Origin of the sequence: Marinifilum fragile JCM 15579 (assembly GCF_001310955.1) — a bacterium.
In the GTDB taxonomy this organism is placed as follows: domain Bacteria; phylum Bacteroidota; class Bacteroidia; order Bacteroidales; family Marinifilaceae; genus Marinifilum; species Marinifilum fragile.
The window spans coordinates 1-16,312 of the sequence record NZ_BAZX01000027.1 but is presented as its reverse complement, the minus strand read 5'-3'; the positions used below and the strand labels follow the sequence as shown (position 1 = coordinate 16,312).

The following is a 16,312-nucleotide window of genomic DNA, read 5'->3' as shown; positions in this document are numbered from 1 at the left end:
ATTCTTTAATTGGCTCGCACACCAATACATAGCATGTGCTTGTCATCTCTCATTAACAAACGTCCATCAACAACCACCAAAGGTCCCCAAGCATCATGTCCATCCATAATTTTAGCTTTATCCAAAAACTGAAAACTCTTTGATGTAGCCTTAGCAATGCTTATGGTTCCATCATCTTTAAGGATAAAGAATTTACCATCTGCAACTACATATGGTCCCAAACCAAATCGATGTGCTGAACCACTATCCCAAAGTATCTTTTGACTATCATTTGGATCAACGCAAACAAAACGATTTCTTAAACCACCGGCATCCTTAGGAAGAATACTAAACATGTGTCCATCATATAAAATAGGTGTTTGCTGTTCAGATGCAATTCCATCCTTTGGCTTGAACTTCTGTAAAGTTTCAACCGAATATTTATTACCTGATTTTTTTACCTGCAACAAAATACCTCCTGCACCATATCCTGCTGTCATGTATACTTTTCCATTGCCAAAAACAATTGGCGAAGGAGCCACAACCGAAGGAGCAAAATCTTTTGTTTTCCATAGGATCTCTCCCAAATCATCACCTTCTGCAGAAACACCAACAATACCACCTACGGCAGCATATACCCACATTTTTTTGCCATTCAAATTCATTGGCATAACAGATGAATGAGACATCTTCCATCCGTCAGGATTTGGAGTTTCCCAAACTACTTTACCCGTTGCACAATCCACACCGATTAATAAAGATGATCCTCCTGGAGCTAAAATGGCAATATTGTCGACGATAATCGGACACTGACCAGTATACCAAAAAGGAATTTCAGACATGTAATCCTTAACCAAATCAATTCCCCACAAGAAATCTCCCGTATTGGGATCGGTACACATCACATGACATCGAGGTCCAATGGTAATAATATACTTATCGTTGATAGCCGGAACAGTTCTGGATATACCATGATTTCGTTTGATATGCACTCGATACCATCTTCTCCACAACTCTTCCCCTGTTTCCAATGAAAAGCATCTTAAAGCATCGGCTTTTTTCACCTCATCGTAATCCAGCACATATACCTTCCCATTGTAAACCACTGGAGCAGCATGACCTTCTCCCAGTTCTACCTGCCAATCAATTTTGGGTCCATTTCCCCATGAATTAATCAATTTTGTTTGGTCTGCTGAAATATTATCTGAATTAGCTCCGCGAAACTGAACCCATTTTCCTTTTAGATCAGTAGATAACTCTTTAAAGAAATCAAATCCTTCACCAATCTTAACCTTTCCTCCACTGGATTCACTTTCCTTCGGACGATTATCCATTCCGGGAATACTTGCATGAATATCTTTAACCGGATTGTATAACAACCAATACACAAACAATACTGTTGCCACAGCAACAGTTAAGAGAATTAATCCTTTTTCGCTTCTTTTCGACAGCATATACTTATTCGTAAGAAACCTGTCAGGCTTTTAAAATCCCAACAGGTTTAGCATTTACATTATTCTTTTATTGAATAGGCCATAAGTGCATTTTCATGACGCACATACATCACTCCATCTTTTATCACCAAATGAGACCAGTGAGGTCCTTTTCCATATGGAACTTTAAACTCACTAATTATTTTAAATTCATTAGGATCAGCTTTCACCAAAGCGATATTTCCTCCTTTTTCATCGTAGCAATACAACATGCCTTCTGCCGAGATAATAGAGCCTTTGGTTTGCCATTGGGTTTCATACATTTTAGCACCTGTATTCCAATCCAAACAACACCAATTTCCCATTCTGTTATTCTCCCAGTTAGAACCATAAATGTAGCCATCCAATAATACTGCACCACCATGATGAACATCAAGTAAAGAATCTACATAAGCTAATTCAACTCCTGTTGCATCTTCATTCAAATTCAACATTACCGATTTGTGGTCGTATCCATTGGTCACATATATCTTACCATCTTTGTACAAAGGAGTATTGGTATTGATATTTGCTTTCCATTTGCCACCAGCATATGCTCCATAATCAAATCGCCATTCTATTTTTCCAGTATCGGGATTTACTCCAAATACATTTTTCTCAATTACCGTAACAATTTGATTTTTACCATTGCGATTGATCATTAATGGAGATACGTAACCAGGATTGTCATTCAAGCTTTCTGATTGCCAAATCGTTTCACCTGTCATTTTATCCAAAGCAATCATGGTAGTTTGTTCTCCACAAGGAGTATAATAAACCATATTTTTGTAAAGAAGTATCGATTCTGCAATCCCCCATTTACCAAAAGTTCCACCAAACTTTTCACTGGCATTTATTTTCCAGTTGATTTCTCCATTCAATGCATTTACACAAGCAACATCTCCCTTTCCACTGGAAAGATAAATTCTATCATCTTCAATGGTTGGAGTAGCACGACTATCTACAAAAGAGGCATCCCATCCTTTTCCATAGGCTACCTGCCATTTCTTGTTTCCATCCATGTCAAAAGCCAGAAGGTAATCCAAAGAATCAACTAATCCTGTTAGGTAAATTGTATTGTGAGCTATGGCAACCGAAGAATATCCTACAGGAATACTATCATTGTACCATAACATTTTTGGTCCCTCAGCAGGCCATTCCTTCAAGAGTCCTGTTTCATTGTAAACGCCTGTTCTATTTGGTCCTCTCCATTCGGTAAAAACCCTTTCCATGGTTCCTTGAGAAAAAGCTAAACAAGCAACAAGTCCCAGTCCTAGTAATCGTTTCATAATTTAATTGGTTATAGGTTATAGTAGTGTTATAATTTTTATTTCGCTATTGAGTACACCATTAATGAACTTCCATGACGTACATATAACTTCTTGTTGTGAATTACCAAATGAGCCCAATGCTGCTTTTCACCATAAGGAACACGGAATGAACTTACCTTATTGAATGAACCATTGCTTACATCAACCAATGCAACTTCTCCACTATCCCCATAGCAGTATAACATTCCATCAGCATAAATCACATTTCCGCGACTCAACATTTTCGAAGAATAAAGGGTTTCTCCTGTTTTCCAATCCAGACAAAACCATTCTCTGTTTACATGCCCTGATCCATAAATCTTACCATCCAGCAATATTACACCACCCATTTGGTTGTCCAGTTTCTCATTTCGCCACAATTCCTTTACACTTGAACCATCACTAGCCAATTGTAACATTACGCCACCTTTTCCATATCCGCTAAAGCAGTATAACATTCCATCTTTATAAACAGGAGTATTGGGATGAATCGAATATTTATTGGGATGATCCACACTCCATAGCATTTTACCATCCTTTGTATCGATACCAACAATTGAATTTTGCGTATGGGTAACCAATAGACTTCTGTTATCTAATTTTATCAAAGCAGGCGAGCAGTAGGCCGATTTTTCACCCTTTGCAGCAGATTTCCAGATTAGCTCACCACTCTTTTTATTCAATGCAACTACACTTGACTGACTGCCTCCTGGTGTACAAAAAAGATTTTCTCCTTCAACCAACAAGTTCTCTGTTACTCCCCAGCGAATGTTACTGCCTTCAAATTCATTTAAAACATTCTTCTTCCAAACAACAGTACCATCATCAGCATTCATTGCAACAAGCTCTCCATGTCCTGTTAATACATATAGCATTCCATCGTTAATCATAGGAGTAGTTCTCACACCATCATAAGAATCCATCCATTCCTTGCCATAAGATTGTTTCCAAATTTGTTTTCCTGAATGATCAAATGCAATCACAAAGCCTTCGTCACCTTCAGTACCTCCAGTGTACACATACTTTTCAGTAACAGCTGCAGATGCGTGTCCATCACCCAATTGATCGAAATGCCATAACATTTTGGGACCTTCAGCAGGCCAAGATTTTAAAAGATTAGAATCAGGATATTTACCATCTCTGTTTTCTCCGCGCCATTGAGCGTTATTCTGTGCAAAACCAGCAAAACTTGAAATAAGAATTACCAGGGATAAAAAAGTACGTAGCATGCTTGAATCATTTATATTTGTTAAAACTCTATAAAGATAATTGCAATGAGTCTTATTATAGACAAATTCACCCCTACACCATCAAATATGTTTTAGGTCTAAATAAAAATGCAATTCACCTAGCATTTTTTGTACCAAACATGAAAAACAACTACTGTCCACTACTGTAGGCAACTCAACACTATTTAGAATCTATCTAATCGTGTCCGTTTACGTTACATCACCGTCCGTTATTGAACTTTTAAGACTTACAAGTCTTTATTTTATTTACAATAACATTCTAAACTCACCCAAAGCAAATAAAAGGCATTATTAATTGGCTCTGGATATTTAAAACTGTTTTAACAAGTTTTTAACTTTCTTCTTTCTTCTTATAAGAATTGATCAAAATAAAACCATTATATTGTAGATCAAATTAAGACATACATCTATGAAAAATCTATTATTATCCTGCCTTTTTATTACTGCCATATTATTATCGGCCTGCAAAAATGAAAAACAAAGTAATTCGATTGACATTCCTGATGGAAAAGAGAAAATCAAAGTAACTGAATTGATTAATGGTAACACATACACATACATCAAGGGAAACAACGAGAACAGTGAAATTTGGGTTGCAATCAGGAAACAGCCAATAGAAATTGGTAAAACCTATTTTTACAAGAATGCCTTGCCAATGAAAGATTTTCACAGCAAAGAATTAGACAAAACTTTCCCACTAATCTATTTCTTAAACTCAATTTCAAGTGAACCATCTGGAAAAGCAGATCCTCACAGCAAATCACAAATGAAAAAACCAAATGCAGTAAAAGTTGAAGTGGACATTGAAGCTGGCGACGACTTTACAAACATCCAAAACATTTTCAAGAATAAAGACGAATTAGTTAATTCAGTTATTAAAGTAAAAGGAAAAGTAACCAAGTTTAACGAAAATATATTAAACAGAAACTGGATACACATTCAAGACGGCACAGAGCACAATGGTAATTTTGATTTAACGATTACCTCAACTCAAAAGGTTAGCATTGGTGAGATCGTTGAATTTAAAGGCGTTTTAATTACCGACAAAGATTTTGGAGCCGGATACAAATATGATGTGCTTTTAGAGAATGCAGAAAGATTAAACAATACAAAATCTCAATAAATTTTATAATAAACTTTTGATCGTTTAATTTATTTTATATAAATTTAATGGTAATCTCAATTACTACATACAACATTACTTTTTACCCACTATGAAAAAACGGCTTCGTCCGTTTTTTTTTATCACATTTTAACAGACAATCGCTATAAAACATACAATAAGAATTTCAATTCAAAATCGATTTGTTAATTTTAATGCTGATTCAAAAATAAGCTATGCAAAAAAGTAAGCTAAATCAACACATACGTTTTGTAATTGTTCTTCTTTTTACATTGAATATGCTTGCCTGTAAATCAGACAACAATCCAATTTTCAAGTCGGATCAATTTAATATCTACCCAAACCGTGTTGAACAAGGCGAATTCCTAGCTATCGCTAAAAACAAAAAGGAAATTAATTCCTCATACCCTCATCTAAAGAGCAACCAGTGGAAACTAAAACGCAGCTTATTTCATTATCCCTCATACCAATCGAATCATGAAATTTTAAATGCGATATACAATTTATCCTTAGAAGAGATAGACCGGAAAATTCTAAATGACAGTATCTTCTCAAAAGAAAATATTACAAGCACTACCTTAGGATATTCTGGCATGCTCTCATTAGCACTACTCCACCCTAAAGTATGCCAAAACAGCCTAATGCAAAGAGTAAAAAACGATAGGATTATTCAAGATGCAGGCACTGGAGGTTCCTGGCCCATAAGTTCGGATCGCTTAATTTGGGGGACAGCTGCATGGGAAATTTACAAAACAACAGGAGATATTGACTGGCTTAGAAGAACCTACTTTATTATTAAAAACAGCATTGATGATGACATCAATTCAATTTGGGATTATCATTCTCATCTTTTCAAAGGAGAAGCTTCATTCCTCAATCAACAGGAACAATCCTACCCCAAATGGATGTCGCCTACCGATATTTACGAAACCTATTCCCTCTCTAACCAAGTTGTTCACTATAAGGCTTTGCAAATACTTATTGAAATGGGAAACCTTCTCGGCAAGGATATACAAAAGTACAAACACATTTCAGAAGCTTTAAAAAAGAGCATCAACAACAAATTTATAATAGAAGACAAAAAATACCTTGGTCAATTTCGATACAACAATTACAATTTGGTATCACCACATTCCGATGCACTTGGAGAATCTCTTGCCAACATTTGGGATGCAAGAGAAAATTCAGTAGAAAACATTCCAATACATCAATTTGGAGTAGCTTGTTTTTATCCACAAATTCCGAACGTAGCCAATTATCACAACAACAAAATTTGGCCTTTTATTCAGGCAACATGGAATTGGGCAGCAGCAAAAAACAAAAATACAAAAGCTGTACTTTGGGGACTTGCCTCTTCGATTAGATCTACGGCACTATTCCTAACCAACAAAAGAAGCTATTCGATTGAAAATGGAGATTTCCAGCCTACAGAAAACCATTCAAATGATCAACTTTTAAGTGCATCCTCAGCCATATCTAATTTTCTTCATGTTCTGATGGGAATCCACCTCACTGCAGAAGAATTAGAATTTAAACCTGTTATTCCACGAGAATTTAAAGGAAAGCAAGTACTAAGTAATTTCAGATACAACAAGGCCATTCTTCATATTGAAGTGTTGGGATTTGGAAACAGGATTAGCTCATTTACTTTTGATGGAACACCTTACAAAAGAGCCGTTGTACCTAAAAACATCGAAGGGCATCACAAAATTGTGATTAAAATGAACAACGAAATCCCAATTGATGAAAAAATAAATATGGTCGAACATTTGTATTCGCCAGAAACTCCAAGCTTATCCTACAAAAACAATCAATTACAATGGAATGAGATAAACAATGCAACGCATTACAAGGTTTATAAAAACGGAGAACTTTTGCTCGAAACAAAAGACACCCACATGGTTGAAGTTAATTTTACGTATCCTGCCGAATTTTGTGTACAATCCGTGGATAGTTTAAACCATCACTCCTTTCTTTCCAAACCAGTTCTTCTCTATGAAAGCAGGTATGAAAAACTGATAGAAGCAGAGATATTTCTAAGCAGGCGAAAATCATCTTTTGTCACATTGAAGAAAACAGATAAAGAGTCATACTACTTTCAGGTTATAGCACCAAGAGATGGAAGCTACAAACTGAGCTTCTTGTATGCAAATGGAAATGGAGACGTTAATACCGGTGACAAATGTGCAAGCAGAAGCCTTTGGCAAAACAATGGATACATAGGCACTATTGTTTTTCCTCAAAGGGGAAAAAGTAAATGGAACGATTACAACTACTCCAACTCCTTTCATGTAGATCTAAAAAAAGGCTATAATTTTTTCAAGATTAGTTTCGAAGAGTTCAACAACAACATGAATGGTGAGCGCAATGATGTTCGCATTGATAAAATTAGATTATTAAGGTTGAACTAAATTAAACGATAAGCATGAAAGTTATATTGGAAACAGAGCGGTTACGATTAAGAGAATTTACTCCTAAGGATGCACAAAGCATGTTTGATCTAAATGCCGATCCTGAGGTTATCAAATATACTGGCGATCCCCCTTTCGAATCAGTCGAGCAGGCCAAAGCATTTCTTCAGAACTATAACGACTACAAAAAGAATGGCTTTGGTAGATGGGCCATGATAACAAAAGCAGAAAATGAATTCATTGGTTGGTGTGGATTAAAACTAAACGAAGAAAAGCTCATCGATCTTGGCTTTAGAGTTTTCAAAAATCATTGGAACAAAGGATACGCCAGCGAAGCTGCAAAAGCTTGCATACAATACGGTTTTGAGACATTAGGATTCGATCAAATTATAGGACGAGTTCTTTCTGAAAACACAGCTTCCATTAAAGTTCTTGAAAAGTTGGGAATGCAATATTGGAAAAGTGGTACATGCCATGGATTTGAAAATGCCAGATACTACAGAATCATCAAAGCATAATCAATTTTCATAAAAATATCCCTGCAAATTAAACTCGCAGGGATAAGTTAGATTAGTTAGTTTAGTGGTTAGCTGAACTCACACTTAATTTGTCTCTTTGCAAAACAACATATTTTTCAATCTAAAACATGTTAATATTATCCTAATTAAGGTTAATCCAGCTTAAATCTTCATACTTATCACTCGCCCAAAAACCAGGATATATGCGTACAATTCGCACACACAAGGCATGTAGCCGAACGATTTGCCCAATCAAAATTAAAGAAAGAAGCCACTGCCGTATTCAATTGTGCTTCTCGCTGATAAAATAATTCTGCTCCACATACCGGACACCTCAGTAGATGTCCCTTTATTTCCACTCTCTGTGGTTCTGGTTTTTTAAACAATCCCATAATTATTAAATTTTAGATATCATCACATTAACTGTCAACACATTGATTTTCCAATTGCAAATCCTCTTGTCTCTTTATATCAAAATATGCCTTTTTATCAAGGAACTGCTTTAAGGTAAAAAACATAGCAAGTATCAATGGAGAACAATTCAATCCTAAATTATAATAGACATCGGCACTTTCGTTAGTACCAAACCACTTTAAACTCATAAAGAACAATGTCATAAAAACAGTCATTATCCCACATGTTGCAATGTATATTACCTGAATTTTAAATTTCTTCTCATTCAAAAACAATTTTTCTTCTCTCTTCGAAATATCTGAGACATCACCCATACTACTAAATCCAAATGCAATTCCCATAAACAAAACACCCAGACTAACATCGTTAAGGTTAGGCTCAAAAACAGAACCTTTAATAATATAGAAAACTGTTAAGGCAAAAAAGGGCCAAAACAAATACTGCGAATAATAAAACAATCTAATCATGTCTTTAATTATTTTGTGAAACGATACAATTCGATATTTTACAAATATTTATTACTTCGAGAGATACTCCAGTGCACAACCCAACATCATATCAGTATCTTTTTCCAATTCTTTTTTTCATGCGCTTATAATTTTTGTATTCGCATTTGCAAAAGGTCTATAAGATCTTCTCTATCTCTTTCCTGATTTCATCACCCTTACCCAAAACGACTTCTCCATTTTCATTTACTACACTTTCAACACAATCCATCACCTGCCGAACAACGCCATTTCTATCTATGATAATGGTTTTAGGATAAGCCGTAATTCCAATTTGATCAATAAGTGCCTTGCCCTCCACCAAATGGTAAAAATCAAAAGGATTGTCTTCCAACACCCTACTTGCCTCACCTGCATTATTAAACGTAATGGATACAAAGCGAACTTTTTCCTCGTACTCCTTTTTAATCTGATTCAAAACTGGCATCTCTCGCTTACAGGGTCTGCAGCCATTAAACCAAAAATTTATAACTATGGGACCATTTAACAAACTATCAGAACAACAAGGATGACCATCCAAATCTTTAAGAGTAAACTTCGGAAACTTTTTTCCTACCATGCCATACACCTGCTCGGCACCCGATAAATCTATTGTTATACCTCCTTTCATTACCAATTGTCTTTTGTAGGTAAGTACAAGAGAATCATTATGCTTGCTTTCATCCACAATCATCAAATGCACATTTACATTAGGCTTTAATTTGTTCTTGTGAATCAGCACATCTACTATCTGATCATACTCGGCCTGATCGATAATTCTGCTTTTACCGAACTCCTTGTAATATTTGGTTTGCGACATAAGACCAAATGAAAAAGCCACAAAGGAAAAGAGAAGTAATACTATTTTTTTCATGATTTTATGCTTTTGATTTAATGATTAATCAATTCATTTTACATTCAGGATGCAGCTCCGTTAATGCCTTCAACAAATACTCCAAGGGAATACACTCCCCTTTCCGAACCCTTCTATTGTCAGCATTGATTACAATCACCAAATCCAATTCAGGAACAACATTTATGATCTGCCCTCCATTTCCCGGAATAAACCATGAATTAAATCCGTATTCCGTTTCTACCATTCGCCACTGAAAGCAACTGTACAAAGGATGCTTGATTTCAATATATGGCTCAAATATTTTTTCCATCCATTCCGATGATACCACTTGCTTGCCTTGCCACTTGCCACGATTCAGATGCAACAAGCCATATTTAGCAATATCTCTCACTTTCAGTTTCAAGCCGCCACTAATATCACATACATCATTCTTGAAAAACCAATCATACTCTTTAATGCCCAATGGCTCAAACAAGTTTTCATTGGCAAATTCTGCCACATTCTGTCCTGTTGCTCTTCTGATGATTTCTCCCACAATGATATTATTTGGCCCACTATATACATACCGAGTTCCTGGTATGGTATCCATTGGCAGTTCCAGCGATTCCTTCAGCCAATCCTCCTTTTTATCCATCTGTACACCCATATTCTGTGGATCATCAACCGCCAAAGCATGCTCATCCCATTCAAATCCAGATGTATTGGTCAACAAATGCTTGATACAAATTCTCTTTTTTAATGTATCAGCAGGTAAAACAGAATACTCAGGAAAGAAATCCAACATCTTTTCATTCTCATTCTTAATCTTTCCTTGTTGAATGGCAATACCCATTAAAATGGCAGAGAAACTTTTTGTGGTGGAGGCTAAAAAATGCATCTCGTTTTCATCCCACCCATTATAATACTGCTCTACCAACAATTCTTTTTTGTGAAGAAGCAAGACCGAATGAACATTTCCATATTTCCCTTGGCAAATGTCTTTATTCACATCCGCAAATCGGAGGCTATCAAAAGCATGCTTTGCAAGTGTAGATACCATTAGGCCATCCCCCTTATCTTCCGGCACTCGATAAGAGCAATTCATCTTCTCTTTACATCCAGTAAAACCTAAAATGATGAAAACGACAATCAGGAATCTCATGTATTTAATTTTTAGATGATCAAGTTGTATAGCCTCCGCTTATTTCACCTCAAATGTCACAGGCGTAATTTTAATTTGATCCGGCAGATTCCTAAACATACTTCTATTCATTTCAAACACACCCTTTTTCTTTAGCCTCACACCAAACTCCCATACCGTGTTATGTACGCCATTTACTATACTTGTGGTAACCGACCTGGCATTCACCTTAAAAATTTCACTCTCTTTAATTATAGCTGTAAGCGATCCATTAAACCTGCCACGTAACTTGATTGTAATTTCCTCTCCACTCTTCCTTCCCTAGCATCTCAATCTTAAAAATCTCTTCGGGCTGTTCTATCACCTCAATAATTACTGTATTCGAAACAAACTCCCTGCCCATCATCTTTATGGTATAAGGCCCCATTACATTCGTCCCTAACTCATTGGGCACTTCGCTTACAAAAGTTCTAAAATCATGGTTCTGATGATAATCGCCAAAGAAACCATCCCAACTTTTAGCCTCTCTGTCTTTAAAAATATCACTCTCAATTCCTTCCAGTGTCAAACGCACTTTTACACTTTTGCCCATAACAATAGTATCGCTTAAAGCAGTAGCCTTCAAGTTCAACTCTTTTTGTGCACAGGCCGACATCGAACAGCAGAAAAGCAGCAACACCAGCAAATTCAATTTATTTTTCATACTATACAGTTCTTCTTTAGCTAATTCTAGCTTCAAGTCTAATTCAAATGCTCATTGCATTTATCAATCAACTTGAATGTCTCATCATCCTTATTTCCAAGCTTTACAGCTTTCCTTAAATCCTTCAGTGCCTTTTTAAACTCACCATGCTCCATATACAATTCCCCTCTTGTGGTATAAGCAACATCGTAGTTTTTATTCAACTCGATACACTTGTCCACATCAAGCATTGCTTTATCAAGCTCCTTGGTTTTCAAATAGAAGTAGGCTCTGTTATTGTACAATCTAAATTCATAGGGATGCTTATCAATTAGCTGACTCATTGTAGCTATAGCACGCTTGTAGTCTCCTCTGTTGGCATAGATACCGCATAAGTTACTTGCTGCACGAAAGTTTTCAGGATTGATCTCCATAATCTTTTGAAGATCTTTCTCTGCTGCCAAGCTATCACCTTTTTGTTTAAATGCATGTGCTCGGTTCAACAACAATCCTTCTTCATTTGGTTTAAGCTTTAATGCTGTATTAAAATCAGCAATAGCCAGATCGTATTTCCTCATCACATTATAAAGCGATGCTCGATTCGCCAATATAAACACGGCATCAGGACGCAAAGCCAAAGCTTTTTTATAGGCACGAAGTGCTTCTTCATTCTTATCCATTCTCCTTAAAGTTGTTCCAAGGTTTGAATAGGAATAAACCAGTTCCTTGTTATTGCCCGTTTGTTCAAGAATGGATATTGCTTTATTCATATGCTTCTCAGCTGCAGCATAATTCCCTTCGCTAAAACTTACTTCAAACTGACGCAAATATTCTTTATACTCCTGAGCACTAATCGTTAGCACACTTAGAACACATACAATAACAAATAATAGTTTTCTCATCATTAGAATTACTTATTTATTTACAAATTCAATCATTTTCAACCTCACCTTCTCATGGTAAAAATCATCAGTCAAATTCAAAGCCGTATCCATCTGGAACTCCTTATAAAGTCCCTTTTTCAATTCAAGCTCCCATTTCGTTGGTATCATTCCTCCCTGCTCAACAACTGTAAAACCTATGACTTCCACTACTTTATTCGAAACCCAATTTGCAGTTTCAGGAATACAAGTACTTCCACAAAACAGTACCGTAAGGCTTTTTACTATCCGATAAGCGGACAACTTGCACTTTCATATCAATACCACTGCCATACGATATCAACTTGCCCTCTTTGTTCTCAATGGAGAGTGAATAACTATCTAAATCCAAATAATAAGTTGAGTCAGGTGAGTAAATAAAGAAAGGTTCATACAGCTTAATCCCTTCACTATTCAGATCATACTTAACCCAATTCATATCAAACTTTAAATCTTCTCCTGTTTCTTGAAAGTCTTCGTGATAAAGGCCATAATATTGTAACCACTTACCATATTCACTCAGATCTTTGTGACATAAACTCATCGAAGTTAATGTCAGTGCCAAAATGAAGAAAATAGAGTGTGGAATGATTGTTTTCATTTAGCTTTGGATTTATTCTATACCTTTGACAACCCCCATCTTAGTTAATGAAATTTATAATTGATTTTGAAAAAATCATTATAAAAACAACAGCAAAAACTCCCCATATGGTATATTGTATTATCCTAATTTTTAAAAACTGATTGTTTCTCAACTGCTCCAAAGATTCAATTATTGATGTAACTTCTTCTGATTCTATATTACTATCAATCTTTAAAATATTTGATTTTAATTCTTTAAATCTTTTTGACAATAATTTGATGTAGTCTTTTTGATTTTCTAAAAGAACATGTAGTATAATTGTAAAAGTAAGTGCGACAATGATAATTAAAACATTAACCACAGAGAACCCTTTTATTAATTCTAACTTTGTCACCAGCAGATAATATCCAATTGGAATAACTACCATTTTTGACGCCATTCCATCTATAGCATCATGGAACTTTTTACTTAAATTAATACTCTCCTCCCTTAGTTCATTTTTTATCTTTTCAACTGAAAAACCTTCTAAGAAAAAGTATACACTTTTTTCATAAGATTCAATTATAGATGACCAGTTATCAATTAAATTTTCGAATCTACTTTCTTCTTTGAATTTAAGAATTGAGCTTAATATCTCTGCTTTAAGAATTGAAATTTTATCATCAATGTATTTATCATCTTTACCTTCAATAATATTTTCAATTTTACTAAAGTCTAAATTTGACCTATTAAGCAAATCAGCATTATAACTAATCAATAACTGATTATGAGTATTTGTAAAAAATATAAATGTTAAGTCCTTACCTTTTTGGGTTTTATAATCCGAAAGTCTTTCTAATAAACTAACTACGTCTATTATCTTTTTGTGCTGTATAATTTCTTTAGGATATGAATCTGCACAACCAATCCAATTTAACTCATAAATGCAAATACATTCAGTTGGTACGGATAATTGATTTTTCTCTACATAATCTTTCAAAGTTTCATAATAACTATCAACCAAGAATCCATTTAGATTATAAAATGCAATATCTCCAACTTTCAGATGTTCTTCAAAACCGATATCATCATTCACCTTCACATCAGAATATTCCAATACATTATTATTGTACAACCATTTAGTAGATGATATAATTTCTTCAGTCAACAAAACATCTCCACATATAGAACCATTATTTATTTTAGGATTATCCATTGCATCACGTAGCAATTTAAAGTGTTCTATTGTTTTCATTAGTTGTTCTTTAGCAATTCTCTAAGGTCCGATGGAATTTTTGTTATTAATAACTCATTGGCTTCTTCATTATAATGGACTGTATCGTTTATTAATTTTTTATTCAACTGTATTGATAAATCATCACTTTTATAGTTTACATATTTCAAATTCTTTAACACATCTCTGCTTCCTCTAAATACAGCACTAACTTGAAATTCTTCTTTGCTGGCATAAATTTTAAATTTATTAGCATCATCTGGATTAAGTAAAGATGATACTGCGCTTAATTTTATATCTTCCTTATTGTGGATACGAGTTGAGCAATATTCAAAAACGGTATTTTTCAGTTTAATTTTCTCATTAACATCAAGATCTTCTTTTGTTAAAAAAGATTCTAAAGCTTTATAAAAAGCCTTTGATGCAATTGTAGATGACTTTTGATTTGTACAGCCTATGAAATCCTTAAAATACTCTGTCACATTTTTCCGACCAGATAAAAACGATAGGTATGAATCTTCACTCGTAGCACTTCTCCATTTATCAACATTAATAAAGTTTGCTATATCTAATTTTTCAATATCCAAATTGGTAAGTTCTTCTAGTTCTAATGAACTATTAATATTGAAACCAATTGTATTATGAAGCATAATAACACATACAAATTCATCCTTTAAAATCTTATAATGAGCAAATAGCATATATCCACCAGTACCTCCTGTATTTTTTATTGATTTCTCAAGTAACTTCATAGAGCTAGTTGTATAATCAATAAAACTCAACCCTTCTTTTAAATATTCATCCACTAACGTTTGATATGGATACACTTGTTGATCTTCGTTAAAAGTTCCATAAATAGGATTACATTTATAATATCGATCCTTAACCTTTTTAATAAATTTGATGGAGAGTTCATTTATTGGCAAACATTTATCTGATAGCTTAACACTTGGGTCGGACTCCTGTTTCTTATGAAGGTAATGTACAACTAAATTAACTAATTCAATATTATTTAATTCTTCAGAATCAGCATTTGTATTTTTGTGTCCTTTCTCTAAAACTATCTTACTCATATTTATTCAATTTACTATATAGAACCTATCATTTTGATTGATATTCAAACATCACTCCCCCAAATCTACCAAACCCCACCCTCAATTCAAAACTTATGCTCAACTAATTTCACTCACAAAGCTATTGCCCATTCAAATTATCCAGTTAAATCCATTCAATCCAAATCAATGTCATTTAAAATACCCTCAAACGGCCCGAAATTGCAAACAAAATGCAGAAAACAACAAACAAGTTGACAAGCAAAGCAAAGCCATTCACATCAACTAAAAATACTTTCATCACATATTATTAGACTTTTAGGATAACCACAGTTCATTTATAGTAAAAACACTCCCCTTTTATTAATTATCATATTTTGAATGATTCTAAACTACATTTATTTAATTTTTATTAAAATTATCGGAAGCATTAGCAATTTCAATAAGTGCAGGTTAACTACCTTCACTCTTCAAATTCAAACAGCCAATAAATATTTTGTATTGTTAATTATATTTTTATACATTCGAAAGGAGTTTAGCTAAACAATACGATATATATTATCAATTTACTGCATTAGCGAAGAACAAGAGAAGGATAGATGAGAATGAAATGGATGTAAGCTTTGCACATGATCCTAACAAGTCATACAAAGGCATTACACCTTCATTCGGAAAGACTAACCGCACAATCCAATAAATTGATAAGCCAAACCAAAGGATTGCATGCGCTTTCGAAAGCATTTAATGGCAATTCCGTTCCTTTTACACGGCCGACCTGTTCATTTACATGGCGTACCAGAACATTTAACGAGCCGTTTAGTCCTCTAACACTGCTACATCAAGCTCTTACACTGATGTTTCATGCTTTTACATGTACTCCCTAAGCATTTACAGGACCGTTTCAAGCATTAACATTTGCGTTTC

General features: G+C 34.6%; 16 protein-coding genes. 3 read left to right on the top strand and 13 right to left on the bottom strand.

Annotated elements, in window-relative coordinates:
- Nucleotides 1–5: 5 nt before the first annotated feature.
- Genes JCM15579_RS15990 through JCM15579_RS15980 form a run of 3 tightly spaced genes read right to left on the bottom strand, consistent with a single transcriptional unit; the run spans nt 6 to nt 3,990 of the window.
- Nucleotides 6–1,433 carry an outer membrane protein assembly factor BamB family protein gene (locus JCM15579_RS15990; protein ID WP_054721595.1) on the bottom strand — a complete coding sequence of 476 codons (1,428 nt, stop codon included), beginning with the start codon at nt 1,431–1,433 and terminating at the stop codon, nt 6–8.
- Between the two features lie 59 nt (nt 1,434–1,492).
- Nucleotides 1,493–2,740 carry an outer membrane protein assembly factor BamB gene (locus JCM15579_RS15985; protein WP_054721593.1) on the bottom strand — a complete coding sequence of 416 codons (1,248 nt, stop codon included), beginning with the start codon at nt 2,738–2,740 and terminating at the stop codon, nt 1,493–1,495.
- A gap of 38 nt (nt 2,741–2,778) precedes the next feature.
- Nucleotides 2,779–3,990 carry an outer membrane protein assembly factor BamB family protein gene (locus tag JCM15579_RS15980; protein ID WP_054721592.1) on the bottom strand — a complete coding sequence of 404 codons (1,212 nt, stop codon included), beginning with the start codon at nt 3,988–3,990 and terminating at the stop codon, nt 2,779–2,781.
- A gap of 430 nt (nt 3,991–4,420) precedes the next feature.
- Between JCM15579_RS15980 and JCM15579_RS15975 the strand changes: the two genes are divergently transcribed.
- From JCM15579_RS15975 to JCM15579_RS15965, 3 genes are all read left to right on the top strand, one after another.
- Nucleotides 4,421–5,134, top strand: coding sequence for a hypothetical protein (locus JCM15579_RS15975; protein ID WP_054721589.1), 714 nt, complete (start codon nt 4,421–4,423; stop codon nt 5,132–5,134).
- Between the two features lie 215 nt (nt 5,135–5,349).
- Entirely contained in the window at nt 5,350–7,545 is a 2,196-nt protein-coding gene (locus JCM15579_RS15970; RefSeq protein WP_054721586.1) for an alpha-L-rhamnosidase-related protein, read from the top strand.
- A gap of 14 nt (nt 7,546–7,559) precedes the next feature.
- The gene (locus JCM15579_RS15965) at nt 7,560–8,063 is read left to right on the top strand and encodes a GNAT family N-acetyltransferase (protein ID WP_054721584.1); all 504 of its coding nucleotides are present in this window, start codon (nt 7,560–7,562) and stop codon (nt 8,061–8,063) included.
- Between the two features lie 179 nt (nt 8,064–8,242).
- Here the strand turns inward: JCM15579_RS15965 and JCM15579_RS15960 are convergent, their stop codons facing one another.
- From JCM15579_RS15960 to JCM15579_RS15920, 10 genes are all read right to left on the bottom strand, one after another.
- The gene (locus JCM15579_RS15960) at nt 8,243–8,455 is read right to left on the bottom strand and encodes a hypothetical protein (RefSeq protein WP_054721582.1); all 213 of its coding nucleotides are present in this window, start codon (nt 8,453–8,455) and stop codon (nt 8,243–8,245) included.
- Between the two features lie 27 nt (nt 8,456–8,482).
- Nucleotides 8,483–8,944, bottom strand: coding sequence for a hypothetical protein (locus tag JCM15579_RS15955; protein WP_054721580.1), 462 nt, complete (start codon nt 8,942–8,944; stop codon nt 8,483–8,485).
- 157 nt (nt 8,945–9,101) lie between these two features.
- The gene (locus JCM15579_RS15950) at nt 9,102–9,836 is read right to left on the bottom strand and encodes a TlpA family protein disulfide reductase (RefSeq protein WP_054721578.1); all 735 of its coding nucleotides are present in this window, start codon (nt 9,834–9,836) and stop codon (nt 9,102–9,104) included.
- A gap of 28 nt (nt 9,837–9,864) precedes the next feature.
- Nucleotides 9,865–10,959 (bottom strand): serine hydrolase domain-containing protein, encoded by a 1,095-nt coding sequence (locus JCM15579_RS15945; protein ID WP_054721575.1) that lies wholly within the window; start codon nt 10,957–10,959, stop codon nt 9,865–9,867.
- Nucleotides 10,960–11,209: 250 nt separating this feature from the next.
- Complete coding sequence (locus JCM15579_RS15940) at nt 11,210–11,641, bottom strand: hypothetical protein (protein WP_157471517.1); 432 nt, start codon at nt 11,639–11,641, stop codon at nt 11,210–11,212.
- Nucleotides 11,642–11,679: 38 nt separating this feature from the next.
- Nucleotides 11,680–12,522 (bottom strand): tetratricopeptide repeat protein, encoded by an 843-nt coding sequence (locus tag JCM15579_RS15935; protein WP_172677454.1) that lies wholly within the window; start codon nt 12,520–12,522, stop codon nt 11,680–11,682.
- 12 nt (nt 12,523–12,534) lie between these two features.
- The gene (locus JCM15579_RS20310) at nt 12,535–12,711 is read right to left on the bottom strand and encodes a hypothetical protein (protein WP_157471516.1); all 177 of its coding nucleotides are present in this window, start codon (nt 12,709–12,711) and stop codon (nt 12,535–12,537) included.
- Nucleotides 12,712–12,739: 28 nt separating this feature from the next.
- Nucleotides 12,740–13,141, bottom strand: coding sequence for a hypothetical protein (locus JCM15579_RS15930; RefSeq protein WP_054721569.1), 402 nt, complete (start codon nt 13,139–13,141; stop codon nt 12,740–12,742).
- Nucleotides 13,142–13,181: 40 nt separating this feature from the next.
- On the bottom strand, nt 13,182–14,357 hold the full coding sequence (locus JCM15579_RS15925; RefSeq protein ID WP_054721567.1) for a hypothetical protein: 1,176 nt from the start codon (nt 14,355–14,357) through the stop codon (nt 13,182–13,184).
- Nucleotides 14,357–15,409, bottom strand: a complete 1,053-nt coding sequence (locus tag JCM15579_RS15920; protein ID WP_054721566.1) for a nucleoid-associated protein — start codon at nt 15,407–15,409, stop codon at nt 14,357–14,359. Before JCM15579_RS15920 ends, JCM15579_RS15925 begins: the two co-directional genes overlap by 1 nt.
- Nucleotides 15,410–16,312 lie beyond the last annotated feature (903 nt).

Coding starts and splice junctions, on each gene's coding strand:
- JCM15579_RS15990 (WP_054721595.1), bottom strand. CDS start 1,433: ATGCTGTCGAAAAGAAGCGAAAAAGGATTAATTCTCTTAACTGTTGCT.
- JCM15579_RS15985 (WP_054721593.1), bottom strand. CDS start 2,740: ATGAAACGATTACTAGGACTGGGACTTGTTGCTTGTTTAGCTTTTTCT.
- JCM15579_RS15980 (WP_054721592.1), bottom strand. CDS start 3,990: ATGCTACGTACTTTTTTATCCCTGGTAATTCTTATTTCAAGTTTTGCT.
- JCM15579_RS15975 (WP_054721589.1), top strand. CDS start 4,421: ATGAAAAATCTATTATTATCCTGCCTTTTTATTACTGCCATATTATTA.
- JCM15579_RS15970 (WP_054721586.1), top strand. CDS start 5,350: ATGCAAAAAAGTAAGCTAAATCAACACATACGTTTTGTAATTGTTCTT.
- JCM15579_RS15965 (WP_054721584.1), top strand. CDS start 7,560: ATGAAAGTTATATTGGAAACAGAGCGGTTACGATTAAGAGAATTTACT.
- JCM15579_RS15960 (WP_054721582.1), bottom strand. CDS start 8,455: ATGGGATTGTTTAAAAAACCAGAACCACAGAGAGTGGAAATAAAGGGA.
- JCM15579_RS15955 (WP_054721580.1), bottom strand. CDS start 8,944: ATGATTAGATTGTTTTATTATTCGCAGTATTTGTTTTGGCCCTTTTTT.
- JCM15579_RS15950 (WP_054721578.1), bottom strand. CDS start 9,836: ATGAAAAAAATAGTATTACTTCTCTTTTCCTTTGTGGCTTTTTCATTT.
- JCM15579_RS15945 (WP_054721575.1), bottom strand. CDS start 10,959: ATGAGATTCCTGATTGTCGTTTTCATCATTTTAGGTTTTACTGGATGT.
- JCM15579_RS15940 (WP_157471517.1), bottom strand. CDS start 11,641: ATGAAAAATAAATTGAATTTGCTGGTGTTGCTGCTTTTCTGCTGTTCG.
- JCM15579_RS15935 (WP_172677454.1), bottom strand. CDS start 12,522: ATGAGAAAACTATTATTTGTTATTGTATGTGTTCTAAGTGTGCTAACG.
- JCM15579_RS15930 (WP_054721569.1), bottom strand. CDS start 13,141: ATGAAAACAATCATTCCACACTCTATTTTCTTCATTTTGGCACTGACA.
- JCM15579_RS15925 (WP_054721567.1), bottom strand. CDS start 14,357: ATGAAAACAATAGAACACTTTAAATTGCTACGTGATGCAATGGATAAT.
- JCM15579_RS15920 (WP_054721566.1), bottom strand. CDS start 15,409: ATGAGTAAGATAGTTTTAGAGAAAGGACACAAAAATACAAATGCTGAT.